This window comes from Saccharothrix sp. S26, assembly GCF_021390395.1.
Classification (GTDB): domain Bacteria; phylum Actinomycetota; class Actinomycetes; order Mycobacteriales; family Pseudonocardiaceae; genus Actinosynnema.
The window spans coordinates 27822-54601 of record NZ_JAJUWT010000025.1 but is presented as its reverse complement, the minus strand read 5'-3'; the positions used below and the strand labels follow the sequence as shown (position 1 = coordinate 54601).

Below are 26780 nucleotides of genomic sequence, written 5' to 3'. Positions count from 1 at the left end.
GTCAGACCTTCTTGGTGTAGAAGCCGTCGGGCGCCTGCTCCTGGCGGATGTCCGCGAGCAGGTCCTTCACCTCGCTCATCAGCACGTCGGTCACCTCGCGCAGCAACGCCAGGTTCTGCGGCTTGCCCCGGTAGGCGTCCAGGTCGACCGGCGGGCCGACCTTCGTGACCACGGTCTTGCGCGGGAACGGCCGGAACTTCTTCCGGTAGTGGTCGTAGAGGTCACGCGTGCCCCACCGCGCCGCCGGCAGCACCGGCACGTCGTGCTCCAGCGCCAGCCGCGCCACGCCGGTCCGCGAGGTCATCGGCCAACCGTCCGGGTCGCGGGTGATCGTGCCCTCCGGGTAGATGATCACGACCAAGCCCTGCTCCAGGGCCTCGTGCGCCGCGCGCAGGCTCTGCTGGGCGTCGGCCGTGCCCCGGTAGACCGGGATCTGCCGCGCGCCCTTCACCACCGTGCCGACGAACGGCACGTTCCACAGGCTGTGCTTGGCGAGGAAGTGCGGCACGCGGCCTTGCTTGTGCGTGAAGACGGCGTCGTACACGGGGTCCAGGTGCGACACGTGGTTCATCACGATGAGCGCCCCACCTGTCCGGGGCACCCGCTCCCCGCCCTCGTCGCGCCTGCGCGCCATCAGCGCGGTGGCTGGGTAGAAGACCGCCGCGGCGAGCCCGACCCAGAAGCCGCCCTTCTCCTTGGCCACGTGCACTCCCTCTTCGTCGTGGACCTGTGGAGTCTTCCCCGCCGCCCCTGGCCAGGTCCAGCCGGCATCCGGGAGTATGGCGGTGTGGGAGCCGACGTGGACCTGGTGGTGCCGGTCAAGACGCTGCAACGGGCCAAGTCACGCCTGGTGGGCACCCGCCTGGACCGCCCCGCGCTGGCCCTGGCGTTCGCCTTGGACACCATCTCCGCCGCGCTGCCCGCCGTCCGCCGTGTGCTCGCCATCACAGAGGACCCCGCCGTCATCGCGGAGCTGCGCACCCTGGGCGTCGACTCCGCACCGGGCCCGGAGGGCCTCAACGAGTCCCTCCGGTTCGGCTTCGAGCTGCTCCGCTCCCGCGACCCGGACTCCGTCGTCGGAGCACTCCAAGCCGACCTGCCGGCCCTCCGCACCCAGGACCTCGTCGCCGCCCTGGCCACCGCCCACGGCCGCGCCTTCTGCCCCGACCGCCAAGGCACGGGCACGACCCTGCTGCTCTCCGCCCCCGGCGGCGACCTGACCCCGGCCTTCGGCCCGAACTCCGCCGCCGCCCACACCGCCTCCGGCGCGACCCCCCTGCTGGGCCCGTGGCCGACCCTGCGCCACGACGTCGACACCGCCGAGGACCTCCGCCTGGCCGCCGACCTGGGCCTGGGCCCCCGCACCGCCGCCACCTTCACCCCCGTCGGCGGCTGACCCCACCCCCGGAGCACTTCACCGCGTTCTTCCCCCGAAGGAAGGGCTTCGGGGGAAGAACGCGGGGGTTCACCCTCAACAACAGGGCTGCCCCGGCACACACCTCCCGACCAACATCGGACAGGCGAACCCGTAATCGGGGTCCGGTGCCAACGGCAACTTCCGCCGCGGACTCTCCACCGGCCTGTACGACGCCGCCACCGGCTCCGTCCTCAACGTCACCTTCGTGTGCGAAGCCTGCGCCTGATACGCCGCATCGGTGAGCTTCACCACTTCCACCCCGCGGGCCAGGTCCGCCACGAACACGCGCCCGCGGTGCCAGTACGGGGCGAACGACACCGCGCCCTCGGGCCGCCAGTACGCCACCTGGATCGGGTTCGCCGGGTCGCTGATGTCCAGGAACCGCGTCCCCTGCTCGTACCAGGAGTACGCCACGATCCGCTCGTGCACGTCGAAGTAGTGCGCCGAGCAGAACGTGTCCGGCCCCGGCAGCGTGCCTTCCTGGTCGTCCGGCGACCACACGCCGACCGTCCTGAGGTGGAACGGCCGCTCCGGCGTCGCCCGCCACGACTCGCCACCCGTCGACCCCTCCAACGACGAGATGACGAACCGCCCCTGGTCCTTGCACGTCGCCGACCCGAACGCCTCCTCCGTGTGCAGCAGCAGGCTGCCCGCCGGGTGCTCGCGCGTCGGCCTGGGCCCGTCCTTCAGCGTCCGCCCGACCGGTCGGAACGAGTTGTGCGAGAACGACGTCGGCATGTCCAGCTTGGGTGCCGCGCCGCCCGCGTACGGGACCGGGTCCACCGGCGTCGCCTCGCGCACCCGCCCGCTGAGCGGATCGCGGTGCCAACCGCGCGTGTAGTAGCCGCGCGTGCCGCCCGTGCCCGCCACCCAGGCCACGCCCGCCGCGTCCACCTGGACGTCGTGCGTCATGTGCGTCTCGCCCTGGTTGCGGTTGAGGTCGACGTAGGTGCTCAGCGTCCTCGGGTTGCGCGGGTCGCGGATGTCGGTGACGAACACCTTCCCCGACCTGCGGTACGTGTCCGGGTCGCTGGACGGCGTGCCGTCGTACCCGGTCGTCCACAGGTACGTGCAGTCGTTGACGCACGACGTGATGTGGCCCGTGCCCATGGGCGCGAAGCTGAGCAGCTCCAGCCGCGCCGGGTCGACCGCCGACACGAAGTACACCCCGGTCGGCCGCTCGGCTCCCGCCTGACGCCCGAACGCGCTGCGCTCCCGCGCCAGGAACACCAGCTTGCGGTTCGGGTCGACGGTGACGTCCTCGTTCTCCCAGAACCGCTGCTCGGGGTCGTCGCCCGGCAGCGCCAGCTCCTGCTTGGTCAGGTGGTCGAGCAGCCGGGGCCGGTCGACGTCGGTCACGTCGTAGGTCTTGAGCCCGAACGTGCCGCTCAGGAACATGACGTCCCGGTGCCGGTACTGCATGAAGTTGATCGAGATCGCGCCTTCGGTCTCGGGGATCGCCGCCCGCAACTCGACGTTCTCGGCCGCCGCCTGGAGACCGGAAGCCGCACCCTCGACTCGCGCAGACGACACGCCCTCCCCTTGTGCGGCCGCCGTGCCCACACCCTGCCCCGCCAGCGCTCCGCCGACCAGCAACGCGGTCAACACCCCTGCTACCACCCTCATGCCGACTCCCTTCGGTGATGGGGCCATTCCGGAGGGTGGCAGCGCCGCCCGGCCACCCACCACCCGCCAATCGGCTAGCTTTGGCACGTGACCCAGCACCCGCGCGAGCAGGCGACGGTGAGCGCCCACCACCCGGACGGCTCGGCGACCGTGCTGCGCGACGACGGCGTGCTGGTGGACGTGCCCGCCGAGGCGGTCGCCGAGGGCGGCTGGCGCACGCTGCGCCCCGGCCAGCGGGTCACCCTCCTGCGGGATGCCGCCGGTGACGTGCGGGGTGTCCTCCGCCCGGTGTGACGCGGAGTTCATCTCCTCGTCGGCTTCGTTCAGCGCGCTGTCGCCCATATTGGGGAACAATGCTGATCGTGAGCACGGACAACACTCCCGAGCAGCCCGCGCCCAAGCGACGGACGAGGACGCCCAGGGCCACGCCCGCGGCGAGCACGCCCCGCCGCCGCCCGCGCCCGGCCACCCGCCGCGGCGCCGGCACGCGGGCGGGCACCTCGGCGGCTGTCCAGCAACCGGCCCAGCAGCAACCGGGTCAGCAGCAACCGGCCGAGGCCGCGTCCCGGTCGTTCCCGAGCTCACCACCGGCCGCCACGGCCACCGAAGCGCAGGTCGACCTGCCCGACGACCGGTACTTCAACCGGGAGCTGTCCTGGTTGGACTTCAACGCCAGGGTGCTCGCGCTGGCCGAGGACGCCTCCCAGCCGCTGCTGGAGCGGGCGAAGTTCCTGGCCATCTTCGCGTCGAACCTGGACGAGTTCTACATGGTCCGGGTCGCGGGCCTGAAGCGCCGCGACGAGACGGGCCTGTCGGTGCGCAGCGCGGACGGCCTCACCCCGCGCGAGCAGCTGTCCAACATCTCCAAGCGCACCCAGGAGCTGGTCGAGCAGCACGCGCGGGCGTTCCTCGACCACATCCAGCCGGAGCTGGAGAAGCACGCCATCAGCATCGTCAACTGGGCGCAGCTGACCGACTTCGAGCAGCTCCGGCTGTCGAACTACTTCACCGACCAGGTGTTCCCGGTGCTCACGCCGCTGGCCGTGGACGCCGCGCACCCGTTCCCCTACATCTCCGGCCTGTCGCTGAACCTCGCCGTGACCGTCCGCGACCCGGAGGGCGGCGCGGAGCGGTTCGCCCGCATCAAGGTGCCGGACAACGTGCCCCGCCTGGTGCGCGTGGAGAGCGACCGGACCAGCCCGACGGCGACGTTCCTGCCGTTGGAGGAACTGATCGCGGCCCACCTGAACGAGCTGTTCGCGGGCATGCAGGTGATCGAGTGCCACGCGTTCCGCGTCACCCGCAACGCCGACCTGGAGGTCGAGGAGGACCAGGACGAGGATCTGCTCAAGTCGTTGGAGCGCGAGCTCGCCCGCCGCCGGTTCGGGCCGCCGGTGCGGCTGGAGATCGCCGACGACATGACCGAGCACATGCTGGAACGGCTGCTGCGGGAGCTGGAGGTCGACCCGCACGACGTCGTCCAGGTGCCCGGCCTGCTGGACCTGTCGTGCCTGTGGCAGCTCTACAGCGTGGACCGCAAGCAGCTCAAGGACGCGCCCTTCGTGCCGGCGACGCACTCGGCGTTCGGCGAACGGGAGACGCCGAAGAGCATCTTCGCCACCCTCCGCGAGGGCGACGTGCTCGTGCACCACCCGTACGACTCGTTCTCGACCTCCGTGCAGCGGTTCGTCGAGCAGGCAGCGGCCGACCCGCGCGTGCTGGCCATCAAGCAGACCCTCTACCGCACCTCCGGCGACTCGCCGATCGTGGACGCGCTCATCGACGCGGCCGAGGCGGGCAAGCAGGTCGTGGCGCTGGTGGAGATCAAGGCGCGGTTCGACGAGCAGGCGAACATCAAGTGGGCGCGTGCGCTGGAGAAGGCGGGCGTGCACGTCGTCTACGGCCTGATGGGGCTCAAGACGCACTGCAAGATCGCGTTGGTGGTGCGGCAGGAGGGCTCGCGGATCCAGCGCTACTGCCACATCGGCACCGGCAACTACAACCCGAAGACGGCCCGGCTGTACGAGGACATCGGCATCCTCACCGCCGAGCCGACCATCGGCGCGGACCTCACCGACCTGTTCAACGTGCTCACCGGGTACGCCCGGCAGGACCACTACCGCAGCCTGCTCGTCGCGCCGTACGGCGTGCGGCGGGGCATCGTGGAGCGCATCGAGCGGGAGATCGAGCACGCGCGGGCGGGCGCGCCCGCCGGTGTGCGCATCAAGGTGAACTCGCTGGTGGACGAGCAGGTCATCGACTCGCTGTACCGGGCGTCGCAGGCCGGTGTGCGGGTGGACGTGGTCGTGCGGGGCGTCTGCGCGCTCAAGCCGGGCATCAAGGGGCTGTCGGAGAACATCCACGTGCGGTCCATCCTCGGCCGGTTCCTGGAGCACTCGCGGGTGTTCCACTTCGTCGGCTCCGGCGAGCACTGGATCGGCAGCGCCGACATGATGCACCGCAACCTCGACCGGCGGGTGGAGGTGCAGGTGCGGGTGACCGACCCGAAGCTCACCGCGCAGCTGGACGCGATGATGGACTCGGCGCTGGAGCCGACCACGCGGTGCTGGGTGCTGCGGCCGGACGGCGAGTGGGAGGCGTCGCCCGCGGACGGCACGCGGGTGCGCGACCACCAGACCGAGATGTTGCGCAACCACCGCGCGTTGGGGTGAGTCGTTGATCCGGGCAGCGGGCGCCGTGCTGTGGCGCGATGGATCCGTGGCGGTCGTGCACCGGCCGCGTTACGACGACTGGTCGTTGCCGAAGGGCAAGTTGGACCCCGGTGAGACCGTGCCGGCGGCGGCCGTGCGCGAGGTGCTGGAGGAGACCGGGTTCCGGGCCGTGCTGGGCCGGTACCTGTGCCAGGTGTCGTACCGGGCTTTCGGCAAGCCGAAGGTCGTGGACTACTTCAGCGCGCGGGCCGAGTCGGGTGCGTTCACGCCGAACGACGAGGTGGACGAGCTGCGGTGGGTGCCGTTCGCCGAGGCGTCCGCGCTGGTCACGTCCGACACCGACCGCTCGGTGCTGGCGGCGTTCGCGGCGGCGCCGCCGGACCTGGCGACGGTGTTGCTGGTGCGGCACGCGAAGGCGGGCAAGCGGGACAACTGGCCGGGTGACGACAGCCTGCGGCCGTTGAGCGCGGCGGGGTGGCGGCAGGCCGGCGGGCTGCGGTCGATGCTGCCGCTGTGGGGGCCGGCGCGCGTGCACTCCGCGCCCCGCGTGCGGTGCGTGGACACCGTCCGGGGCGTGGCGGAGGACCTCGGCGTGGGCGTGCTGCTGGAGCCGCGGCTGTCCGAGGAGGGGTACTGGCCGGACCGCGAGGCCGGGCTGGTGCGGCTGCTGGAGATCGCGGACGGCGTCGGCACGCCGGTCGTGTGCAGCCAGGGCGGCGTGATCCCGGACATCGTGTCCACCCTCGCCGACCTGGGCGGGGTGTCGTTGAGCGGCACGCCGTGCAAGAAGGGCAGCACGTGGCTGCTGGCGTTCCGCCGACCGGAGCCGGGGTGGTCCACTTCGGACTCGCACACCTCGTGGCCGCGCCTGGTCTCGGCCCACTACTTCCCCACCGCCCTGCCGACGCCGACCACCTGACCCGACTCGGCCACTCGTGCGCCCCGACTGGGCCGGTCGGGTCACCGGACGAGTCCGTTCGAGCACGGTGAGTTCTCCACCACGCCGGACATGTCAGACCCAGCTGTGTTGTCCCGTGAGGTCGGGAACGCGGCCGGCGGGTGGGAGGCCGCCCAGTGCGGTGTCGGAGCAGGGTGCGGTTGTAGCGCTCGACCTGGCGGTGGTGCCGTTGGCGGCGAAGAAGGCCTGGACCTTGTGGCCGCCGCCGTCGGGGATGTTGCCCGGCTTCTTGATGTCGACGTGGACCAGGTCGCCCGTGGGCGTCGTGCTCGTAGCGGCGGGCCACCCGTCCGGTGGCCCGGTGCAGGCCGTGACGGGACAGCACCCGGTGCACCGTGGACGGGTGCGGGCTCAGGTGGTGGGGTGATGCGGACCGGCCCCACCGGCGGGTGACCCGCAGGTCGACGGTCCGCCGCCCGGTCCGTGTCGGCGCGCGGCGCGGGCTGTTGCGCGGGCGGCCGGACCGGTCGACCAGGCCCGCCGCAGCGGCCACCCCTCGTCCACGCCACAGCGGGCCAGGCGCAGTCGGCCCGCGGGCGTAAACGGTGCGTCGGCGTGGGTCACCAGGGCCTCATGCCAACATCATCCGACTACGTGTCCGAGCGTCCACAACCTCCGTGGGCAGTACACCCAGCCGGCAGCCTGAAAGCAGGGAGACCCCTGCGAAGCGTCTTCGGCATCACGCCGAAGCGGGTTTCGGGTCTCCGCACGCGCGACTGGTGAAGTCCCGAACACACCGTGCACCCGTTGGGGCCCGCGCGCCATTCGCGCCGACCGTTCACCGACCTGAACACCCCCGCCACGTTCTGAGCGTTGAACTCGGGGGTTCTGAACGTAGGACACGCGCGTTCTGAACGTAGGACTCGCGCGGGGGTTCGGGGTTCCGGTGCGGACAGCGCTCAGGGCCCGGTGCGCGTCCGCACCGGGCCCTGAGCGTGTGTTGCGTACCTGGCCGGTTGATCACCCGGCCCGGTTTCACTTCTTCTTGGCCGGGGCCTTCTTCGCCGCCGCGGGCTTCGCGGCGGCGGCCGTGGTGGCCTTCGCCGTCGTCGCCTTCGCCGCGGTGCTGGTGGCCTTCTTGGCCGCCGGCTTGGCCGCGGTGCTCGCCTTGGCCGCGGTCGACTTCGCGGCGGTGGCCTTGGTCGCGGTGCTCTTGGCAGGCGCGGCCTTGGTGGCGGTCGCGGCGGCGGGCTTCGCCGCCGCGGCGGTCCGGCGGGTCGCCGGCGCCTTCGTGGCTGCCGCAGCGGCACGCGTGGCGGTGCCGGTGCTGCGCGTCGCGCGCGCGGTGGTGGCCCGCGCGGTGGTGCCGCGGGTCGCCGGGGCCTTCGTCGCGGCGGCCGGCTTGGCCGCCGCGGCCGCGGCGGGCTTGGCGGCCGTGACGCGCGGCAGCTTCTTCGTGCCGCTGATGACGTCCTTGAACGTCGAACCCGCGCGGAACGCGGGAACGTTGGTCTTCTTGACCTTCACGGTCTCACCGGTGCGCGGGTTGCGAGCGGTGCGGGCCGCACGGGCACGCTTCTCGAAGACACCGAAGCCGGTGATGTTGACCTTCTCGCCCTTGTGGACGCTGCGGACGATGACGTCGACGAGGCCGTCGACGGCGGCAGCGGCGTTCTTCTTGTCGCCAAGGCGCTCGGCGAGCGCCTCGATGAGCTGGGCCTTGTTCACCTTCAGTCCCTCCCAGGACGCTCACGGCCCTAGTCGGGCCGACTGATTGCCCACGGTAAGCCCATATGCAAGGAAATACCAATCGCCACGCCAGATTTCTTGTTGTGGCGTGGGCAATTACGACCTGTCGAGGGACACCCGGGCGGCCGGCGGAGGGATCGAAGGGGTCGGATTCCCGCTGTTGGGGAGGGAATCCGACCCCTTCGGCGTCACCGGGCGGGCAGCGGATCGGTAGTCGGCAACCAACCCTGCCTGCGGCGCTCGAACTCGGTGATGTCGTCGGCGTGCCGAAGGGTCAGGGCGATGTCGTCCAATCCCTCCAGCAGCCGCCAGCGGGTGTAGTCGTCGATGGTGAAGGGGGCGGTGAAGTCCTTCGCCACAACGGTCTTCTCCGCCAGGTCGACGGTGACCTCCGTGCCGGGGTCGTTCTCCAGCAGCTTCCACAGCAATTCGACATCGGACTGCTCGCACTGGGCGGCCACGAGGCCCTGCTTGCCCGCGTTGCCCCGGAAGATGTCGGCGAACCGGGAGGAGATGACCACCCGGAAGCCGTAATCCATGAGCGCCCAGACGGCGTGCTCCCGGGACGACCCGGTGCCGAAATCGGGCCCCGCGACGAGCACGCTGCCCGCCCGGAAGGGCTCCTGGTTGAGCACGAACTGCTCGTCGCCGCGCCAGGCGGCGAACAGGCCGTCCTCGAAGCCCGTGCGGGTCACGCGCTTGAGGTAGACGGCCGGGATGATCTGGTCGGTGTCCACGTTGGACCTGCGCAGCGGAACCCCGACCCCGGTGTGCCTGGTGAACGCATCCATGTTCGTAGTACTCCCTCAGACCAGGTCGGCGGGCGACGAAAGGGTGCCGCGCACGGCGGTGGCGGCGGCCACGAGTGGCGAAACCAGGTGGGTGCGCCCACCCTTGCCCTGCCTGCCCTCGAAGTTGCGGTTGGAGGTCGACGCGCTGCGCTCGCCCGGCTTGAGCTGGTCCGGGTTCATGCCCAGGCACATCGAGCAACCGGCCTGGCGCCACTCCGCGCCCGCCGCCAGGAACACCTCGTGCAAGCCTTCGGACTCGGCCTGCGCGCGCACCCGCATGGACCCGGGCACGACGAGCATCCGGACGCCGTCGGCCACCTTGTGGCCGCGCAGGACGTCCGCCGCGGCGCGCAGGTCCTCGATGCGGCCGTTGGTGCACGAGCCGAGGAACACCGTGTCGACGTGGATGTCGCGCAGCGGGGTGCCCGGCTCCAGCCCCATGTAGGTCAGCGCCTTCTCCGCGGCCACGCGCTCGTTCTCGTCGACGATGGCCTCGGGGTCGGGCACCGACGCGCTCAGCGGCAGGCCCTGGCCCGGGTTGGTGCCCCAGGTGACGAACGGCGTGAGCTCGTCGGCGTCGAGGCGGACCTCGGCGTCGAACTCGGCGTCGTCGTCGGTGCGCAGGGTCTTCCAGTACTCCACCGCCGCGTCCCAGTCCGCGCCGGACGGGGCGTGCGGGCGGCCCTGGATGTAGTCGAACGTGGTCTGGTCCGGCGCGATCATGCCCGCGCGGGCGCCCGCCTCGATCGACATGTTGCACACGGTCATGCGGGCTTCCATGGACAGCGCCTCGATCGCGCTGCCCCGGTACTCCAGGACGTAGCCCTGGCCGCCGCCGGTGCCGATCTTCGCGATCACCGCGAGGATGATGTCCTTGGCCGTGACGCCGGGCTTGAGCTCACCGTCGACCGTGATGGCCATCGTCTTGAACGGTCGCAGCGGCAGCGTCTGGGTGGCCATCACGTGCTCGACCTCGGACGTGCCGATGCCGAACGCCAGCGCGCCGAACGCGCCGTGCGTGGACGTGTGGCTGTCACCGCAGACGACCGTCATGCCGGGCTGGGTCAGGCCCAGCTGCGGGCCCACCACGTGCACGATGCCCTGCTCGGCGTCGCCCATCGGGTGCAGCCGCACGCCGAACTCCGCGCAGTTCTTGCGCAGCGTCTCGACCTGCGTGCGCGAGACCGGGTCGGCGATGGGGAGCTCGATGTCGATCGTCGGGACGTTGTGGTCCTCGGTGGCGATCGTGAGGTCGGGTCGGCGGATCTGTCGACCCGCCAGGCGCAGGCCGTCGAACGCCTGCGGGCTGGTCACTTCGTGCAGCAGGTGGAGGTCGATGTAGAGCAGGTCCGGCTCCGCGCCACTGCCGTGGCGCACGACGTGTGCTTCCCACACCTTCTCCGCGAGCGTGCGGCTCATCGCAACTCTCCCAAGATCTGGACAGTCGATAGATCTGGACTTCCCAGACAGTGGGAAGTTAGTATCGGCTTGTGGGACAGCATAGCGGGATCGGCGTGCTGGACAAGGCAGTGGCTGTCTTGAACGCCGTCGCAAAGGATCCGTGTGGGCTCGCCGAGTTGTGCAACCGGACGGGCTTGCCGAGGGCTACCGCGCACCGGTTGGCGGTCGGGCTCGAGGTGCACCGGTTGCTGCGACGGGGTTCCGACGGCCGCTGGCGTCCGGGCGCGGCACTGGCGGAGTTGGCGGGCGGGGCCACCGACCCGCTGCTCGACGCGGCGTCCTCGGTGTTGCCGCGGTTGCGCGACATCACGGGCGAGAGCGTCCAGTTGTACCGGCGGGACGGGATGCAGCGGATCTGCGTGTCCTCGGCGGAACCACCGAGTGGTTTGCGCGACACCGTGCCGATCGGCGCGCGATTGCCGATGACGGCGGGTTCGGGCGCGAAGGTATTGGCCGCGTGGGCCGATCCGGGAACTCAGCGCTCCGTTCTGGCCGACGCGGTTTACGGCGAGCGCACATTGTTGGAAGTGCGCCGCCGCGGTTGGGCGCAATCCGTAGCGGAACGCGAACCGGGCGTAGCTTCGGTTTCCGCCCCGGTCCGCGACAGCACCGGCTCGGTGGTGGCCGCGGTCTCCGTTTCGGGCCCCATCGACCGCATGGGCCGCCGTCCGGGCGCTCGCTGGGCCGCCGACCTCCTGGCCGCCGCCGAAGCCCTCCAATCCCGCCTCTAGGGCCCTCCACCGGCTCTTACGCGCCCCCGCCACAGCCAGACCGGCGGGGGCGCTGCGGATTGCCCACGGTGCCCGCTCGCGCCGGGGGTGTAGGGGGCGAAGCCCCTCCTGCGCGGGGCCCAGGGGTCGCACCCCCGGTGTAAAAGCGAAAGATCCCCGTTTCGCGTAAGCGAAACGGGGATCTCCCGGATCTGTAGCCCCGATGGGATTCGAACCCACGCTACCGCCTTGAGAGGGCGGCGTCCTAGGCCGCTAGACGACGGGGCCAGGAACTTTCTTATTCACTTTAGCACGTCTTGCCTTGCTGTCCTGCGGTGCGAGTAGCTTACCACACTTGGTTTTCTACTTCGCAGCTGGGGTACCAGGACTCGAACCTAGACTAACTGAACCAGAATCAGTCGTGCTGCCAATTACACCATACCCCATTGGGTTCCCGGCCCGGCTCCCCGTCAGTCTTGCTCAGGGGGCCTCTCCGTTCCGCCGGAAGGAATACTAGACCACGGGCCCGGCGGAACGGAAATCGGGGTCACGCCGAGGCGGTCGACAGCTCGCAGACGAGGAGTTCCGGCAGCTCAGCGAGGCTGCTGATGGCCGAGATGCCGGCGGGCAGGGCACCCTCGCGCGGGCCCTGGCGGTTCAGCCACACGCCCTTCATGCCCGCGTCGCGCGCGCCGATCGCGTCGGCGTGCAGGCGGTCGCCGATGTGCACCGTGTCGCTGAGCTCCACCCCCAGGTCGGCGCACGCGGTGTCGAAGATCACCCGGTCCGGTTTGGCCGCGCCGACCTCGCCGGCGATGAGGACCGTGTCGAAGTACTGGGCCAGTCCCAGCGTGGCGATTTTCACCCGTTGGTGTCGCCCTGAGGCGTTGCTCACGGCCGCCATGGGCAGACCGGTGGCCCGCAGCCACTCCAGGCAGGGCACCACGTCCGGGAACAGCCGCCAGCCGGAGGCGAGGACTTCCTGCCGGTGCAGTTCCCGGCGGGTCGCCTCCTCCTCGTCCAGCTCCTCGCCCAGCGCCGCGAAGAACGCCCGGGTCCGGATGTTCCGCATGGTCTCGTACTCGAGCTCGCCCGCGAGCAGGCGTTCGCAGTGCTCATCGGTGATGCGCTGCCACAGCGGCCAGGCGTCGGCGTTGCCGACCATCGCGGCCAGGGCGGCCCGGGACGAGGTGCTGTAGTCGACGAGGGTGTCGTCGACGTCGAGGCACACGGCCCGGATCTCGCCGGTTCTCCGAGGGGTGGAAGTCGGGGCTGCGGTTGTCACCCCGTGAGGCTAGGTGCGGGCGACCCCCGTCCGACTCGACCAGAGAGGTGATATCTAGGGGTTCTTGCACGGTCAAGCACCCCTGAACCGCCCGAACGAACCAGTCAGATTGCCCCGAGCGCGCGGCGCAATCGCCCGATCGAGCGACTCCGACCCAGTAGTTCCATGGATTCGTAGAGTGGCGGCGAGACGGTACGGCCCGTCACGGCAACCCGCACCGGCGCGTAGGCCCGGCGCGGTCTGAGCCCCGTTCCGTCCACAAGAGACGCTTTGAGCGCGCCCTCGATCGCGGCGGCGGTCCACTCCGGCAAGGGCTCCAGGGCGGCGACGCTCGCCTCGAGCACGGGCCGGGCGTCCTCGCCGAGCGCGGTGGCCGCGGCGTCCTCCTCGGGCGCGAAGTCCTGCTCCGCCACGAACAGGAACCGCACCATCCCGGACGCTTCGGACAGCACGACCAGCCGCTCCTGCACCAGTGGCGCGACGGCCGTCAGCACCGCCAGCTGCTCCGGGCTCGGCCCGGCCGGCAGCACGCCGTCCTTGACCAGGTGCGGCACCACGCGGTCGACGAAGTCCTCGACGGGCAGCGCGCGCAGGTGCGTGGCGTTGACCGCCTCGGCCTTCTTCAGGTCGAACCGGGCCGGGTTGCGGCTGACCCGCTGCGGCTCGAACGCCTCGACCAGCTCGGCGACGGAGAACACGTCGCGGTCGTCGGCGGTGGACCAGCCCAGCAGTGCCAGGTAGTTCAGCAGGCCCTCGGGCAGGAAACCGCGGTCGCGGTAGTGGAACAGGTTCGAGCGCGGGTCGCGCTTGGAGAGCTTCTTGTCGCCCTCGCCCACCACGGGCGGCAGGTGCCCGAACCTCGGCGTGGACGACGTCACGCCGATCCGGGCCAACGCCCGGTGCACCGCGATGTGCCGCGGCGTCGACGGGAGCAGGTCCTCGCCGCGCAGCACGTGCGTGATGCCCATCAGGGCGTCGTCCACCGGGTCCGCGAACGGGTGCAGCGGGTCGCCGTCGGCGCGCACCAGCACCGGGTCGGGCGTGCTGCCCGCCTTGACGGTGATCTCGCCGCGCACCAGGTCGACCCACGTGATGTCCTCGTCGGGCATCCTCAGGCGCAGCACCGGTTCGCGGCCTTCGGCGCGCAACGCGGCCTTGCGCTCTTCGGTCAGGTCGCGGTCGTGGCCGTCGTAGCCGAGCTTCGGATCCTGGCCCGCGGCCTTGCGGCGCGCCTCGACCTCGTCGGCCGTGGAGAACGACTCGTACAGCTCGCCCGCCTCCACCAGGCGCTCGACGACGTCGTCGTAGAGGTGTCGGCGCAGGCTCTGCCGGTACGGCGCGTGCGGGCCGCCCACCTCGGGGCCCTCGTCCCAGTCGAGGCCGAGCCAGCGCATGGCCTCCAGCAGGTGCAGGTACGACGCCTCGGAGTCGGGGGGCGCGTCGGTGTCCTCGATCCGGAAGACCACCGCGCCGCCGGTGTGGCGCGCGTACGCCCAGTTGAACAGGGCGGTGCGGGCGAGGCCCAGGTGCGGCGCGCCGGTGGGCGACGGGCTGAAGCGGACGCGGACCGCCGGGCCTGCTCCGACCGGCGGAGCTGCTGATGCGCTCATGACCCGATCAGCGTATCCGGCTTGACCGGGACCGCACTCCGGAGCATCCTGAACTTATTCAACTGGCGTTGAAAACAGAGGGGTGGATCATGGAGAGGACTGGTGTCGTGGTCGTCGGGGGCGGCCCGGCGGGCATGGTGGCCGGGTTGTTGCTGGCCAGGGCCGGTGTCGAGGTCACGGTGCTGGAGAAGCACGGCGACTTCCTGCGCGACTTCCGCGGTGACACGGTGCACGCGTCGACGTTGACGCTGCTTGACGAGCTCGGGCTCGGGCCGTCGTTCGCCGAGGTGCCGCACCAGCTCGTGGACAAGGTGCAGGTGCTGCTGGACACCGGCCCGCAGACGATGGGCGACCTCACCCGCCTGCCGGGGCGGCACAAGCACATCGCGTTCGTGCCGCAGTGGGACTTCCTGGACCTGCTGGCCGACGCGGGCAAGCGCGAGCCGATGTTCACCCTGCGGATGAACACCGAGTTCACCGGGCTGCTGCGCACCGGCGGCAAGGTGACGGGCGTGAGCTACCGCACGCGCGGTGGCGAGACCGGCGAGCTGGCGGCGGACCTCGTCATCGCGGCCGACGGGCGGCGGTCGCTGGTGCGCGAGCAGCTCCGGCTGCCGGTGCACGAGTTCGGTGCGCCGATGGACGTGTGGTGGTTCCGCATCCCGCGCAACCCGGGCGAGCTCAGCGGCGCGACCGGGCGGTTCACCCAGGGCCAGGCGATGGTGCTGATCAACCGCGGCGACTACTTCCAGTGCGCCTACCTGATCCGCAAGGGCACCGACGAGCTGCTGCGGTCGGAGGGGATCGCCGCGTTCCGGCAGCGGGTCGTGCGGCTCCTGCCGTGGCTGGAGGAGCGCATGGAGACCGTCGAGTCGCTGGACGACGTGAAGCTGCTGGACGTCAAGCTCGACCGGCTGCGGCAGTGGCACACCGACGGCGCGCTGTGCATCGGCGACGCGGCGCACGCCATGTCGCCCATCGGCGGGGTCGGCATCAACTTGGCCGTGCAGGACGCGGTGGCCGCCGCGCGGATCGTGGCCGCGCCCCTGCGGCGGGGCGAGTTGCACCCGCGGGTGCTGGCCAAGGTGCGGCGCAGGCGGTGGTTGCCCACGGTGGTGACCCAGGCGGTGCAGCGGCGGATCCAGGACTCGTTCCTCAAGCCGGCGCTCACCGGCACGGCCGCCGCCGCACCGGGGCGTCCGCCGCTGCCGGTCCGGCTGATGCGGCGGTTCCCGCTGCTGCAAGGCGTGCCCGCCTACCTGGTGGCCATCGGGCTGCGGCCCGAGCACGCGCCGGGGTTCGCCCGGCGCGCGCCCGAGCGGATCGAGAGGAGCTGACGGTCAGCGGTTGGCGACGGTGTTCGTGAGCGTGCCCAGGCCCTCGACGGTCACCGACACGGTCTGCCCGGCGGTCAGCGGGCCGACCCCGGCGGGGGTGCCGGTGAGGATCACGTCGAGCGGCCGCAGCGTCATCACCGAGGAGATGTACTCGATCAGCTCGGGGATGCCGTGCAGCAGCAGCGAGGTGCGCGAGTCCTGCTTGACCACGCCGTCCACCTCGGTGCGGATGGCCACGTCGGACGGGTCGAACTCGGTCTCCACCCACGGGCCGAGCGGGCAGAACGTGTCGAAGCCCTTGGCCCGCGTCCACTGCCCGTCGGACTTCTGCAGGTCACGCGCGGTGACGTCGTTGGCGATCGTGTAGCCGAGCACGGACTGGCGGGCGCGCGAGGCGGGGATGTCCCGGCCGCCGACGCCGACCACGACGGCCAGCTCGCCCTCGAAGTCGACCCGCTCGGACACCGCGGGCAGCTTGATCTCCGCGTTCGGCCCGATCACGGCGGTGTTGGGCTTGAGGAACATCAACGGCTCGGCCGGCACCTCGTTGCCCATCTCGGCGGCGTGCTCGGCGTAGTTGCGGCCGATGGCCACGATCTTGGGCGGCAGGAACGGGGCCAGCAGCCGGACGTCGGCCAGCGGCCAGCGGCGGCCGGTGAACGTCGGGTTGGCGAACGGGTCGTCGGCGATCTCGACCGCGGTGAGGTCGTCGCCTTCGCCTTCGATCGCGGCGAAGGCCAGGCCGTCGGGTTGGGCGATACGGGCAATGCGCACGGCAATCACCCTAACCGGCGGCTTGAAACGCCACCGTGCGTGCCTAGCGTCGGAGAGATGCGAACCCTGCTGATCGTGCTGACCCTGCTCGTCGCCGCGGCCGCGCCGGCCGCGGCCACCCCGGAAGAGATCGGTGCCGCGCTGCCGACCCCGCTGGAAGCCGGCACCAGCCTGTACCCGTCGTCCGGCGGACGCTGCGCCAACGGCTTCAACGCCCGCGGCCACCTCATCGTGCCGACCTCCTGCGGTGCGCTCGGCACGGTGGTCCGCGGCCCCGGCCTCGTGGACGTCGGCCCGATCGTGGCGGTCCGCCAGACCTACGCGATCGTCCGGATCACCAACACGACCGCCTGGGTCCAGCGGCCCACCATCGCCGGGAGCGGCGGCACCATCACCGGCTCGACCGAGACGCCGGTCGGCGGGACGGTGTGCGCGGCGGGCCGCACCACCGGGTTGCGGTGCGGCACCGTGCAGGCCAAGAACGTCACGGTCAACTACCCCACCGGCGTCGTCTACGGCCTCACCCGGACCAACCTGTGCAGCGAGCCCGGCGACCAGTGGGCCCCGGTCTTCACCGGCTCCCAGGCCCAGGGGCACGTGCTCGGCGGCAGCGGCAACTGCACCGTCGGCGGCACCTCCTACTTCGAGCCGCTCAACCGCGTCCTGACCGCCGAAGGGCTCACGCTGGTGACGGGCTGACCCGCAGCGCCTTGTGCACCAGCGCGTCGCACAGGGCGAGCCAACTGGCCTCGACGATGTTGCCGTGCACGCCCACGGTGGTCCACTCGCGCTCGCCGTCGGTCGACTCCACCAGCACGCGGGTGACGGCGTCGGTGCCGTGCTCGGCCGAGTTGTGCGATCCAGGGAGGATGCGCACCTTGTAGTCGTTCAGCTCCACCGCGTCCAACCACGACAGGTGGGGCAGCAGCGCCTTGCGCAACGCGGCGTCCAGCGCGTGCACCGGGCCGTTGCCCTCGGCGGTGGCGATGACCCGCTCGCCCGCCACGTGCACCTTCACCGTGGCCTCGGACACGATCGCGCCGTCCTGGTGGTGGTCGAGCACCACGCGGTAGGACTCCAGCGTGAACGGCGGCTCGTCCAGATCGGACATCTCGGCCTTCAGCAGCAGCTCCAGCGAGGCGTCGGCGGCCTCGAACGACCAGCCGCCCGCCTCCAGGTCCTTGACCTTGCGCACCACGTTGGTGAGCGCGTCGGGCCGGCGGGTCAGGTCGATCCCGAACTCACGTCCCTTGAGTTCGAGACTGGCCCGACCCGCCATCTCGGTGACCAGCACCCGCATGTCGTTGCCGACGGTGTCCGGGTCGATGTGGTTGTACAACTCCGGGTCCACCTTGATCGCGCTCGCGTGCAGCCCCGCCTTGTGGGCGAAGGCCGACGACCCGACGTAGGCCTGGTGGGTGTCGGGCGCGATGTTCGCGATCTCGGCCAGCGCATGGGAGACCCGGGTGAGCTCGGCCAGCGATTCGGTGGGTAGCACCTGGAGGCCGAGCTTGGTCACGAGGTTCCCGACGACGGCGAACAGGTCCGCGTTGCCCGCTCGCTCGCCGTAGCCGTTCGCGGTGCACTGGACGTGGGTCGCCCCCGCCTGCACCGCGGCGATGGTGTTGGCCACCGCGCAGGACGTGTCGTCCTGGCAGTGGATGCCGACCCGGAAGCCCGTGCGGGCGACCACGTCGGCGACGGTCTCGGCCAGGCCCAGGGGCAGCTGGCCGCCGTTGGTGTCGCACAGCACGACGACGTCCGCGCCACCCTCCACAGCGGACTCCAGCACGCGCAGCGCGGTGTCCGGGTCGAACGCGAAGCCGTCGAAGAAGTGCTCGGCGTCGAGGAAGACCCGGCGGCCCTCGCCGACGAGGTGCGCGACCGTGTCGCGGACCATCGCGCAGTTCTCCGCCACGTCGGTGCGCAGCGCCCGTTCGATGTGCCTGCGGTCGGACTTCGCGACCAGCGTCACGACCGGCGTCTGAGCCTCCAGCAGAGCCCTGACCTGCGGGTCTTCCTCCACCTTGACGCCCGCCTTGCGGGTCGAGCCGAACGCGACCAACTGCGCGTGCTTGAGCGTGAGCTCCCCCGCGGCGGCCCTGGCGAAGAACTCGGTGTCCTTCGGCATGGCGCCCGGCCAGCCACCCTCGATGAAGCCGACGCCGAGCGAGTCGAGCAGGCGGGCGACGGCCAGCTTGTCGTTGACCGAGTAGGAGATGCCCTCGCGCTGGGCACCGTCCCGCAAGGTCGTGTCGAAGACGTGGAATGAATCGCCGAGGGGGGTCACGAGGGGGCTCCTAGAGATCTTGGAAAACAAAAAGACCCCCCGCAGGATGCGAGAGGTCGGCGCGCCGGGTGCTTCGAGGCAGCACTACCCGACGCGCTGGGAAACAATGATCACGGTGTGGAGAGCCACGTCAGCGATGGTGCCACAACCCGTCCGCGGATACCAAGCCGCGGACGGGTCGTCCCACACTATGGGTGGAAGCTATCGGCCAAGAACCTGGCGAACGCCTCGATCGCGGCCGGGTTGCGCGGGCCCTCCACCAACGCCGCGTAAGGCAGCACGAAGAACCGCCCGTGCTTGATGGCGGGCACGTCGGCCAGCGGCGGGTACGACTGGAGGAACGCCCGCTTCTCGTCCGGTGTGGTCGCCTCGCCGTCGGCGTAGTCGTTGATCAGCACCACGTCCGGCGCGCGGTCCACGACGGCCTCCCAGCCGACCGTGGTCCAGCTGTCGTCGAGGTCGCCGAAGACGTTGTCACCGCCCGCCTTGCCGATGATGTCGTGCGGTGCGGCGTTGCGGCCGGAGGTGAACGGCTGGTCGAGGCCGCTGTCGTAGAGGAACACCTTCGGGCGGTTCTGCTTGACGAGCTTCGCGGCGTCGTCCACCTGCTTGCGGTACCCCGCGATGAGCTCTTCGGCCTTCGCCTCCACGCCGAACACGCGGCCGAGGTTGCGCAGATCGGTGTAGAGGGCGTCCAGCGGCGGCATGATGCCGCGCTGCTTGCCCACGCCGTTTCGGCACGCCTCGGTGAGCTGGTAGGTGGCGATGCCGAGGTCCGCCAGGGCGTCCGGGGTGAACCCGGTCGCCTCCGAGAAGCCGTAGTTCCAGCCCGCGAACACGAAGTCGGCCCCGACGCCCTGCACGAGCTCCTTGGTGATCTGCTCACCGAGGTTCGGCACGCGCTCGAAGTCCGCTTTCCACGGCGAGGAGGCGACGTCACGGGCCTGGCCGCCGCCGATGACGTACCCGGCCATCCGGTCGCCCAGGCCGAGCGCGAACATCAGCTCGGCGATGCCGGTGTCGTTGGTGACCACACGGGACGGTGTCGCGTACGTGACCTCCCGACCGCAGTTGGTGACGGTGACCGCGCCGGTCGTGGCGGCGGGCGCGATGGTCGCGCCGCAGCCGGTCGTGAGCACGAGGACGAGGGCGACGAGCTTCTTCACGGGGTCGACTCCCTGTGTTCGAACAGCAGTTGGGGCACGCCGCTGGTGGGGTGGCGCACGACGTGGGCGCGGACGCGGAAGACCTCGTGCAGCACCTCGGGGGTGAGCACCTCCTCCGGCGTGCCGCTGCGCACCACCCGGCCGCCGTCGAGCACGTGCAGCCGGTCGCAGTGGGCGGCGGCGAGGTTGAGGTCGTGCAGGACCGCGAGGACGGTCACGCCCAGGCCCCGGACCAGCGACAGGACCGCGAGCTGGTGGTTGATGTCGAGGTGGTTGGTGGGTTCGTCCAGGACGAGCACCTTCGGCCGCTGGGCGAGGGCGCGGGCGATGAGGACGCGCTGGCGCTCGCCGCCGGAGAGGCTGAGGAAACCGCGGTGGGCGAGGTGGGCGGCGTCCACCCGGGACAGCGCCTCGGCGACCACCTCCTCGTCGTCCTCGGGCGAGCCCCGGTGCGGCAGGCGTCCCATCGCGACCACCTCGGTGACGGTGAAGTCGAACTCGACGTGGCTGTCCTGGGTGAGCGCGGCGAGGTGCTCGGCGGTGTCGCGGACCCTCGCCCCGGCGATGTCGCGGCCGTCGAGGAGGACCGCTCCCCCGGACGGCCGCAGCGCCCGGTACACGCAGCGCAGCGTCGTGGACTTGCCGCTGCCGTTCGGGCCGACGATGCCGTGCACCTCGCGGTCGGGCGCGTGCAGGTCGACGCCGCGCAGGATGCCGTCGACGCGGAGGTCGTCGAGTCGGACGTCCATCAGCGACCGCCGAACACGTAGCCGCGGCGGCGCATCAGCAGGATGAAGCACGGCACGCCCAGCGCGGCCGTGATGACGCCCAGCGGCAACTCCTCCGGGGCGGCGAGCAGGCGTGCGGCGACGTCCACCCAGATGAGGAAGCACGCACCCGCCAGGGGCGCCACGGCGAGCACCTTGCGGTGGTCCGCGCCGACGACGAGGCGGACCAGGTGCGGCAGCATGAGGCCGACGAACCCGACCGCGCCGCTGACCGCGACCAGCACGCCCGTCATCGCGGCCGTGACGCCGAACAGCGCCTTGCGGGTGCGGGAGACGTCGATGCCGAGGGTGGTGGCGGTCTCGTCGCCCATGGACAGGGCGTTGAGGTGCTTGGCGCGGGTCAGCAGGTAGGCGATGCCCGCGGCGGTGACGGCGGCGGCGATCGGCAGCGACGTCCACGTGACGCCGCCGAGGCTGCCGAGCAGCCAGAACATCGCGGCGCGGGCGGCCTCACCGCGCGGCGACTGGAACACCAGCAGCATGGCGACCGCGGAGAAGCCGTAAGCCATCGCGGTGCCGGTGAGGACCAGGCGCAACGGGGTCAGGTCTCGGCCGGTCACCACGTAGACCAGGCCCATCGCGGCGAGCGCGGCCAGGAACGCGGCCGTGGACAGGGCGTAGATGCCGAGGGAGGCGAACAGGCCCGTGGTCACGACGGCGGTCGCGCCGACGCTCGCGCCGGAGGAGATGCCCAGCACGTACGGGTCGGCCAGGGCGTTGCGGACCATGGCCTGGATGGCGACGCCGACCGCGGACAGGCCCGCGCCGACGACGGCGGCGAGCAGCACGCGGGGCAGGCGGATGTCCCAGACGATCCGGTAGGGGCCGGCCTCGGCCGCGTCGAGCGTGCCGCCGGTGAGCGCGGCGGCGAGGAAGCGCAGGACGTCGCCGAACCCGATGCCGACCGGTCCGAGCGCGACGCCCGCGACGACCGAGGCGGCGAGCACGGCGGTGAGGGCGAGGCACAGGCCGGCGGTGGGCGGGCGGCGTGCGGTCGGGGGACGTGCCTGGCTGCTGGTGGGCGTCACCGGTCGCCTTCCGGACGGGTGGCCCGGCCCGGCCACCCGTGCCCGCTCGTGGCAGGCCGGCGCGCCCGTCCCGCAGACCACGGCAGGAGTTGGAGCTTCTTCCCACCGCCCGCGGGTGATCGGGCTCGCCGAGCACCGGGCTCGGCCTACCGTTGCGGGTCAGCGCCGGACTTCGACCGGACTTCCCCCACGGGCGGCAGGGGCGACCCTACGGCCCGTGACGCGCTCAGGGCCACCACGACACCGCCGTGGTGGCCCTGATCACTTCCCCCACGCGAGAGTCCTACGTTCACGCCGCGAGAGTCCTACGTTCAGCGAGGTCGAATTCAACGCTCAGCTCCGGTCGGGATGGACCTGAGCGTTGAACTCGGGGGTCGTGAACGTAGGACTCTCGCGGGCCGAACGTAGGACTCTCGGGGTCAGGCGGTGCGGACGTTGGAGGAGACCAGGGCGGCCAGGCGGTCGCCCACGGCGTAGGTCGCGCCCGGCGACGAGTGGTCGCGGGTGGCCAGGTCGAACGCCACCGACGCCTCGATCCGCCGCGCCGCCTCCGACTCGCCCAGGTGGTCGAGCATCAACGCCACCGACAGCACGGCCGCGGTCGGGTCGGCGATGCCCTGGCCCGCGATGTCCGGCGCGCTGCCGTGCACCGGCTCGAACATGCTCGGGTTGCGCCTGGTCACGTCGAGGTTGCCCGACGCCGCCAGCCCGATGCCGCCGGTCACGGCCGCCGCCAGGTCGGTCAGGATGTCGCCGAACAGGTTGTCGGTCACGATCACGTCGTACCGGCCCGGGTCGGTGACCAGGTGGATCGTCGCCGCGTCCACGTGCTGGTAGGCCACCGTCACGTCCGGGTGCTGCAACGACACCTCCTCCACCACGCGCGACCACAACGACCCGGCGTGCGTGAGCACGTTGGTCTTGTGCACGAGCGTGAGGTGCTTGCGCGGCCGGTTCGCGGCACGGGCGAACGCGTCGCGCACCACCCGCTCCACGCCGAACGAGGTGTTGATCGACACCTCGGTCGCGATCTCGTGCGGCGTGTCCTTGCGCAGGAGCCCGCCGTTGCCCGCGTACAGCCCCTCCGTGCCCTCGCGCACCACCACCATGTCGATCTCCGGCGGGTCGGCGATCGGGCTGCGCACGCCGGGGTAGAGCCGGGCCGGGCGCAGGTTCACGTGGTGGTCGAGCTCGAACCGGAGCCGCAGCAACAGGCCACGCTCCAGGATTCCGCTGGGCACCGACGGGTCGCCCACGGCGCCGAGCAGGATCGCGTCGTGCTGGCGGAGCTCCCCGAGCACGGACTCCGGCAGCAACTCACCTGTGGCGTGCCAGCGCGCCGCGCCGAGGTCGTAGCGGGTGATCTCAGCCGCTGGAACGACCTCACCGAGCACCTTCAGGGCCTCGGCGACGACCTCGGGCCCGATCCCGTCTCCTGGGATCACTGCGAGCCGCATCCACACACCTCCCAGGTATCAGTCCCATTGCACGGGACTAGTTTCCATTGCGAAAGGCTACCGGTCCGAAGCGGTGAAACCGCACTCGGAACACCCCTCCGTGGCCATATCTCCCGGACTGCGGGACACCCGAACGGTTCAGTGCCCCCGTTCGGTCGTCACCCGATGCGCGTAAACGGCTCTGGCCGGCCGGGGCAGTCCCCGACCGGCCAGAGCGGTGCACGACGATCAGGCCACTGAGCGCACGGCCGGGTTCACCCGCGTCTGCGCCCGCACCCTCACCACGTCCGCCCGGTCACCCGAGGCGTTGTGGTGGTGCAGGACCAGCAGGCTGTCCGAGCCGTCGGCCGCGGCCGACCCGGCGTCGTGGTTGACCACCAGCGCGGTCGCCGGGCGAGCCAGGTACGACAGCGCCGGGTCACCGCCGCCCTGCACCCACACGCCGGGCTTGAGCGGGTCGAACGACAGGGCGTTCGGGATCGAGTCGATCAGGCCGTTGGACGTGCCCGGGGCGACGTAGAACCCGGCCACACCGACCTGGTAGCTGATCCGCGAGGTGTCCGCGGCGGCGTCGATGCCCAGCGCCGACAGCAGCACCGGCAGGACCACCACGTTCGTGTCGAACACGTTCGTGTCGACGTCGCCGAACTGGCCGTTGACGCCCTGAAGGTCGACCGTGGCGCCGGAGCGCAGGTCCACCGTGGCGGCCACCAGCAGGTCGGTGTCGGTCAGCTTGGTCGCGTAGACCTCGTAGTCGAACGCGCCGTCACCGTTGGTGTCGATGTCGATGAACGGGATGGTGTTGCTGCCCAGGTTGTACCAGTTGCCCCAGGTCGCGAGGCCGAACGCCAGCATCGCGTCCTGCGGGTTGCCCTGCGCCTTGGCCAGCGGCGCGGTCGAGGCCGCGCCGACGTAGCGCAGGTCGCCGCCCTTGGCGGTGTTGTTCAGCACGCAGTTGGTGGTCACGTTGCGGCGGCAGTCCGGCAGCTGCGGCGAGGACGCCTGCAGCTCCAGCACGCTCACCAGGGACTGGTAAGCGCCCTGGTTGACGCCCCGGCCGGTCAGGTTCAGCACGCCCTGGCCGTTGCCGTTGACCCGCACGCTGCCCGCCACGTTGATGTCGGCGACGGGCTTCGGCGCGGAGTACACCGGCACGCGCAATGCCACCCCGGAACCGGATACGGCAGAACCGGACGTCGGCGTGAGCACGACCCGGCCCGACGCGTCGGCCAGGTACTGGCGCGGCACGTCGAGGTGGTTCGCCTCGACCGTCGGGTCGACCGTCTTGCGCAGCGCGGCCGGGTCGTCGATCTTCAGCGTCACGGTGACCCGGGCGATGCCGCGCGGGCTGAGCCGCACGGTGTTCGTGGACAGCTCGTAGCGCACGCCCGGGATCTGGGTCAGCGCCTCGTAGCCCACGGTGTAGTCCACCCACTTGGTGGACTTGTTGACCACCTTGATGGTCTTGGTGAGGCTGACCGGACCGGCCACCTCGACCGTGCCGAAGGACGCCGACACCGCGCCCGGGTCGTCCTGCACGTAGGCGAGGACCTGGTTCTCGACCGCGGCCTTGCCGTCGACGCGGCCCGCGCCGACGCGGTTGGGCGCGTAGGTCTTGCCGTCGGCCTTCACGTCGTGGCCCGCGGTGTTCATGACCGCGGCCTTGACCTCTTCCGGCGTCCAGTCCGGGTGGACCTGGCGCACCAGCGCCGCGATGCCGGAGATGTGCGGCGCGGCCATCGACGTGCCCGAGTTGACCATCGTCTTGTTGCCCGAGCCGACCAGCACCGAGGCGATGGTGTCACCGGGGGCGGCCACGTCCGGCTTCACGACCGGGCCGCGCACGCCGCGCGAGGTGAACGAGCTCGGGGTGTCGCTGATGGACGGGTCGAACGTGGCCAGCGAGGTGCGCAGGTTGCCCGACTGGCGGACGGTCAGCGTGCCCGCGGCCAGCGCCGGGCGCAGCGCCGCGGTGGCGGAGCCGGTCAGCTGGAACACCGGGATCACGGCGTTGCCGGAGATGCCCGCGTTGAAGTGCTCCAGGTTCGAGGTGAACAGCGCGCCGACCGCGCCCGCGGCCGTGGCGTTGTTGGTCCGGCCGACCGAGCCGCAGCGACGCGTGGCGTCGTTGTCGTCCCACTCCAGCCACACCATCTTGCCCGCGACGGCCGCCTTGTCCGCGGCCGAGAACGGCAGGCAGCCGTCCTTGTTGGCCGCGTCGCTCATCGCCACGACCGGCGCGGTGAGCTCCAGGCCCTCGTAGTCGAACGCCACGCTGTACTGGCCGGGCTTGCGGCCCGCCACACCGGCCGGCGCGGTCACCTCGACCGCGTCGCGCAGCACGTACGCGTCACGGGTGCTGGCCACGGTCAGCGCCTCGGGGGTGCTGCCCGGCGAGCCGCCGATGTCGTACAGGTCACCGCCGTTGCCCGCGGAGAACACGGTCAGCACGCCGGAGGCGTTGAGCTTGCGCACGAACAGGCTGTCCGGGTCGTCCGGCGCGCCGTAGTCCGAGCCCAGCGACAGGTTGACCACGTCGAGGTGGTCGGAGAAGTCGCCGTCGCCGTCGGGGTCCAGCGCCCAGTCCAGCGCCTGCGCGGTGACGTTGGTCGAACCGTCGCAGCCGAACACCTTCAGCGCGTACAGCAGGGCCTTGGGGGCGGTGCCGGGCCCGATGCGCATCGCGTCCAGCGCTTCCGGGGTGAGCTTGGTGTAGTCGCCCTTGAAGGTGGAGCCGTCGGCGTTGACGCCGAAGCCCGCCGCGGTGCCGGCGACGTGCGAGCCGTGGCCGTTGCAGTCCAGCGGGTTCGGGTCGGGCTTCGGGGTGTTGACGGCCGGGTCGTCGCTCTCGCCGTCGTAGGCGTTGCCGACGAAGTCGTAGCCGCCGACGACCTTGGCGGTCGGGAAGTACGAGGCGTCGACCTTGGTCTCGTCGATCGCCTTGAACGCCTCGATGGTGCCGGGGCCCGCGAAGTCGCTGTGGGTGTAGTCGATGCCCGTGTCGATGATGCCGATGCGGGTGTCGTCACCGAGCTTGCCGTACTGCTGCCACGCCTTGAGCGTGTTCGTCAGCTGCACGGCGGTGGAGTTCTGGCGGGTCTTCGGCACCACCGTGCGCACGGACTTCACGTCCGGGCGCTGCGCCAGCTCGCGCACCTTGGCGGCGTCGGCCTGCACGACCACGCCGGGCACGCCGTTGGCGGTCCGGAACAGCTCCTTGGTGGCGGAGTCCTTGCCCTTCAGGGCCCCGACGACCTGGTCGGTGATCCGACCGGCGTCGCTCCTGGTCGCCTTCGCGGCGTCCTTGGCCTGCTGCTTGGTCGCGCCCTGGCTGGTCTTCTCGGCGAACGTGTCGACGGCCGGCTTGGCCTCGAGCTCCACGAACGCGGTGACCCTGCCCTTGGCGGCCGACAGCCGGTCGGACACCTTCAACTGCAACTTGCCCGCATCCAGCCCGCGCGCGTTCGCGACGGACGGTGCCAGTGGATCTTCCGCGGCCAGCGCGGTACCGGTGGTGGACCCGGCGACGAGTATCGCGGCCAGCACCGGTACGGCAGATCTGGCGACAACGCGAGATCGGCTCACAACGTGCCCCAAGCGAGGTCGGATTCGACCGGGCAGGCAGCGTCGTCCAGTGAGGGAAGGGAACTGCCCGCGTGGTGCCGTGCCCTCTACGGCACCGGGTCAACCTCGTGGGTGGAACCTAATCGCTCGGTCGAGC

The 26780-nt window shown here is 71.3% G+C and carries 21 protein-coding genes, 2 tRNA genes, 1 pseudogene and 1 riboswitch; of the genes and pseudogenes, 7 read left to right on the top strand and 17 right to left on the bottom strand.

Annotation, left to right across the window (positions count from 1 at the left end):
• Position 1: 1 nt before the first annotated feature.
• A complete protein-coding gene (locus LZG04_RS33475) occupies positions 2-703 on the bottom strand; it encodes a 1-acyl-sn-glycerol-3-phosphate acyltransferase (RefSeq protein WP_233824708.1) in 702 nt (233 codons plus the stop codon).
• Positions 704-787: 84 nt separating this feature from the next.
• On the opposite strand from LZG04_RS33475, the gene cofC reads away from it, so the two are divergent.
• Positions 788-1396, top strand: a complete 609-nt coding sequence (cofC, locus tag LZG04_RS33470; RefSeq protein WP_233824706.1) for a 2-phospho-L-lactate guanylyltransferase — start codon at positions 788-790, stop codon at positions 1394-1396.
• A gap of 75 nt (positions 1397-1471) precedes the next feature.
• Here the strand turns inward: cofC and LZG04_RS33465 are convergent, their stop codons facing one another.
• On the bottom strand, positions 1472-3043 hold the full coding sequence (locus tag LZG04_RS33465; RefSeq protein WP_233824704.1) for a hypothetical protein: 1572 nt from the start codon (positions 3041-3043) through the stop codon (positions 1472-1474).
• 87 nt (positions 3044-3130) lie between these two features.
• Here LZG04_RS33465 and LZG04_RS33460 point away from each other — a divergent pair, with 87 nt between their 5' ends.
• From LZG04_RS33460 to LZG04_RS33450, 3 genes are read left to right on the top strand one after another with little or no spacing between them, the layout of a single operon-like run.
• Positions 3131-3337, top strand: coding sequence for a hypothetical protein (locus LZG04_RS33460; RefSeq protein WP_233824702.1), 207 nt, complete (start codon positions 3131-3133; stop codon positions 3335-3337).
• Positions 3338-3396: 59 nt separating this feature from the next.
• A complete protein-coding gene (locus LZG04_RS33455) occupies positions 3397-5715 on the top strand; it encodes an RNA degradosome polyphosphate kinase (RefSeq protein ID WP_233824700.1) in 2319 nt (772 codons plus the stop codon).
• 7 nt (positions 5716-5722) lie between these two features.
• Positions 5723-6634, top strand: a complete 912-nt coding sequence (locus LZG04_RS33450) for an NUDIX hydrolase (RefSeq protein WP_233824975.1) — start codon at positions 5723-5725, stop codon at positions 6632-6634.
• 228 nt (positions 6635-6862) lie between these two features.
• Here LZG04_RS33450 and LZG04_RS33445 read toward each other — a convergent pair.
• From LZG04_RS33445 to leuC, 4 genes and pseudogenes are all read right to left on the bottom strand, one after another.
• Positions 6863-7237: pseudogene (locus tag LZG04_RS33445) on the bottom strand (IS481 family transposase); the annotation flags it as partial.
• Between the two features lie 411 nt (positions 7238-7648).
• The gene (locus LZG04_RS33440) at positions 7649-8341 is read right to left on the bottom strand and encodes an HU family DNA-binding protein (RefSeq protein ID WP_233824698.1); all 693 of its coding nucleotides are present in this window, start codon (positions 8339-8341) and stop codon (positions 7649-7651) included.
• Positions 8342-8550: 209 nt separating this feature from the next.
• Positions 8551-9153 carry a 3-isopropylmalate dehydratase small subunit gene (gene leuD, locus LZG04_RS33435; RefSeq protein WP_233824696.1) on the bottom strand — a complete coding sequence of 201 codons (603 nt, stop codon included), beginning with the start codon at positions 9151-9153 and terminating at the stop codon, positions 8551-8553.
• 15 nt (positions 9154-9168) lie between these two features.
• Positions 9169-10572 (bottom strand): 3-isopropylmalate dehydratase large subunit, encoded by a 1404-nt coding sequence (leuC, locus tag LZG04_RS33430; RefSeq protein ID WP_233824694.1) that lies wholly within the window; start codon positions 10570-10572, stop codon positions 9169-9171.
• Between the two features lie 71 nt (positions 10573-10643).
• Between leuC and LZG04_RS33425 the strand changes: the two genes are divergently transcribed.
• On the top strand, positions 10644-11345 hold the full coding sequence (locus LZG04_RS33425) for an IclR family transcriptional regulator (RefSeq protein ID WP_053723084.1): 702 nt from the start codon (positions 10644-10646) through the stop codon (positions 11343-11345).
• A gap of 194 nt (positions 11346-11539) precedes the next feature.
• Here the strand turns inward: LZG04_RS33425 and LZG04_RS33420 are convergent.
• The 4 genes from LZG04_RS33420 to gltX all read right to left on the bottom strand — a co-directional run bounded on the left by LZG04_RS33420 (position 11540) and on the right by gltX (position 14219).
• A tRNA-Glu gene (locus LZG04_RS33420) sits at positions 11540-11612 on the bottom strand.
• Between the two features lie 86 nt (positions 11613-11698).
• A tRNA-Gln gene (locus tag LZG04_RS33415) sits at positions 11699-11770 on the bottom strand.
• Between the two features lie 101 nt (positions 11771-11871).
• Positions 11872-12609: an HAD family hydrolase gene (locus LZG04_RS33410; RefSeq protein WP_233824692.1), complete on the bottom strand. Its 738-nt coding sequence runs from the start codon at positions 12607-12609 to the stop codon at positions 11872-11874.
• 104 nt (positions 12610-12713) lie between these two features.
• Entirely contained in the window at positions 12714-14219 is a 1506-nt protein-coding gene (gltX, locus tag LZG04_RS33405) for a glutamate--tRNA ligase (protein WP_233824690.1), read from the bottom strand.
• An 89-nt stretch (positions 14220-14308) separates the two neighbouring features.
• Here gltX and LZG04_RS33400 point away from each other — a divergent pair, with 89 nt between their 5' ends.
• The gene (locus LZG04_RS33400) at positions 14309-15556 is read left to right on the top strand and encodes an FAD-dependent oxidoreductase (RefSeq protein ID WP_233824688.1); all 1248 of its coding nucleotides are present in this window, start codon (positions 14309-14311) and stop codon (positions 15554-15556) included.
• 3 nt (positions 15557-15559) lie between these two features.
• Here LZG04_RS33400 and LZG04_RS33395 read toward each other — a convergent pair whose 3' ends face one another.
• Positions 15560-16330: a fumarylacetoacetate hydrolase family protein gene (locus tag LZG04_RS33395; protein ID WP_233824686.1), complete on the bottom strand. Its 771-nt coding sequence runs from the start codon at positions 16328-16330 to the stop codon at positions 15560-15562.
• Positions 16331-16387: 57 nt separating this feature from the next.
• Here LZG04_RS33395 and LZG04_RS33390 point away from each other — a divergent pair, with 57 nt between their 5' ends.
• Positions 16388-17029 (top strand): S1 family peptidase, encoded by a 642-nt coding sequence (locus LZG04_RS33390; RefSeq protein WP_233824684.1) that lies wholly within the window; start codon positions 16388-16390, stop codon positions 17027-17029.
• Here LZG04_RS33390 and cimA read toward each other — a convergent pair.
• The 6 genes from cimA to LZG04_RS33360 form a co-directional block, all read right to left on the bottom strand.
• Positions 17010-18620, bottom strand: a complete 1611-nt coding sequence (cimA, locus tag LZG04_RS33385) for a citramalate synthase (protein WP_233824682.1) — start codon at positions 18618-18620, stop codon at positions 17010-17012. The genes LZG04_RS33390 and cimA overlap by 20 nt on opposite strands.
• Before the next feature lie 188 nt (positions 18621-18808).
• Complete coding sequence (locus tag LZG04_RS33380; protein WP_233824680.1) at positions 18809-19786, bottom strand: ABC transporter substrate-binding protein; 978 nt, start codon at positions 19784-19786, stop codon at positions 18809-18811.
• Entirely contained in the window at positions 19783-20535 is a 753-nt protein-coding gene (locus tag LZG04_RS33375) for an ABC transporter ATP-binding protein (protein WP_233824678.1), read from the bottom strand. The genes LZG04_RS33380 and LZG04_RS33375 overlap by 4 nt, the downstream gene beginning before the upstream one ends.
• Entirely contained in the window at positions 20535-21602 is a 1068-nt protein-coding gene (locus LZG04_RS33370; RefSeq protein ID WP_374202940.1) for a FecCD family ABC transporter permease, read from the bottom strand. Before LZG04_RS33370 ends, LZG04_RS33375 begins: the two co-directional genes overlap by 1 nt.
• A 113-nt stretch (positions 21603-21715) precedes the next feature.
• Positions 21716-21790, bottom strand: a riboswitch (cobalamin riboswitch).
• 231 nt (positions 21791-22021) lie between these two features.
• Positions 22022-23059 carry a 3-isopropylmalate dehydrogenase gene (locus tag LZG04_RS33365; RefSeq protein WP_073891631.1) on the bottom strand — a complete coding sequence of 346 codons (1038 nt, stop codon included), beginning with the start codon at positions 23057-23059 and terminating at the stop codon, positions 22022-22024.
• 228 nt (positions 23060-23287) lie between these two features.
• A complete protein-coding gene (locus LZG04_RS33360) occupies positions 23288-26644 on the bottom strand; it encodes a S8 family serine peptidase (protein ID WP_233824676.1) in 3357 nt (1118 codons plus the stop codon).
• Between the last annotated feature and the right edge of the window lie 136 nt (positions 26645-26780).

Bases quoted from the DNA above. Each gene is read 5' to 3' on its own strand.
- LZG04_RS33465 (WP_233824704.1), bottom strand. From the start codon at position 3,043: ATGAGGGTGGTAGCAGGGGTGTTGACCGCGTTGCTGGTCGGCGGAGCG.
- LZG04_RS33455 (WP_233824700.1), top strand. From the start codon at position 3,397: ATGCTGATCGTGAGCACGGACAACACTCCCGAGCAGCCCGCGCCCAAG.
- leuD (WP_233824696.1), bottom strand. From the start codon at position 9,153: ATGGATGCGTTCACCAGGCACACCGGGGTCGGGGTTCCGCTGCGCAGG.
- leuC (WP_233824694.1), bottom strand. From the start codon at position 10,572: ATGAGCCGCACGCTCGCGGAGAAGGTGTGGGAAGCACACGTCGTGCGC.
- gltX (WP_233824690.1), bottom strand. From the start codon at position 14,219: ATGAGCGCATCAGCAGCTCCGCCGGTCGGAGCAGGCCCGGCGGTCCGC.
- LZG04_RS33400 (WP_233824688.1), top strand. From the start codon at position 14,309: ATGGAGAGGACTGGTGTCGTGGTCGTCGGGGGCGGCCCGGCGGGCATG.
- LZG04_RS33390 (WP_233824684.1), top strand. From the start codon at position 16,388: ATGCGAACCCTGCTGATCGTGCTGACCCTGCTCGTCGCCGCGGCCGCG.
- LZG04_RS33375 (WP_233824678.1), bottom strand. From the start codon at position 20,535: ATGGACGTCCGACTCGACGACCTCCGCGTCGACGGCATCCTGCGCGGC.
- LZG04_RS33365 (WP_073891631.1), bottom strand. From the start codon at position 23,059: ATGCGGCTCGCAGTGATCCCAGGAGACGGGATCGGGCCCGAGGTCGTC.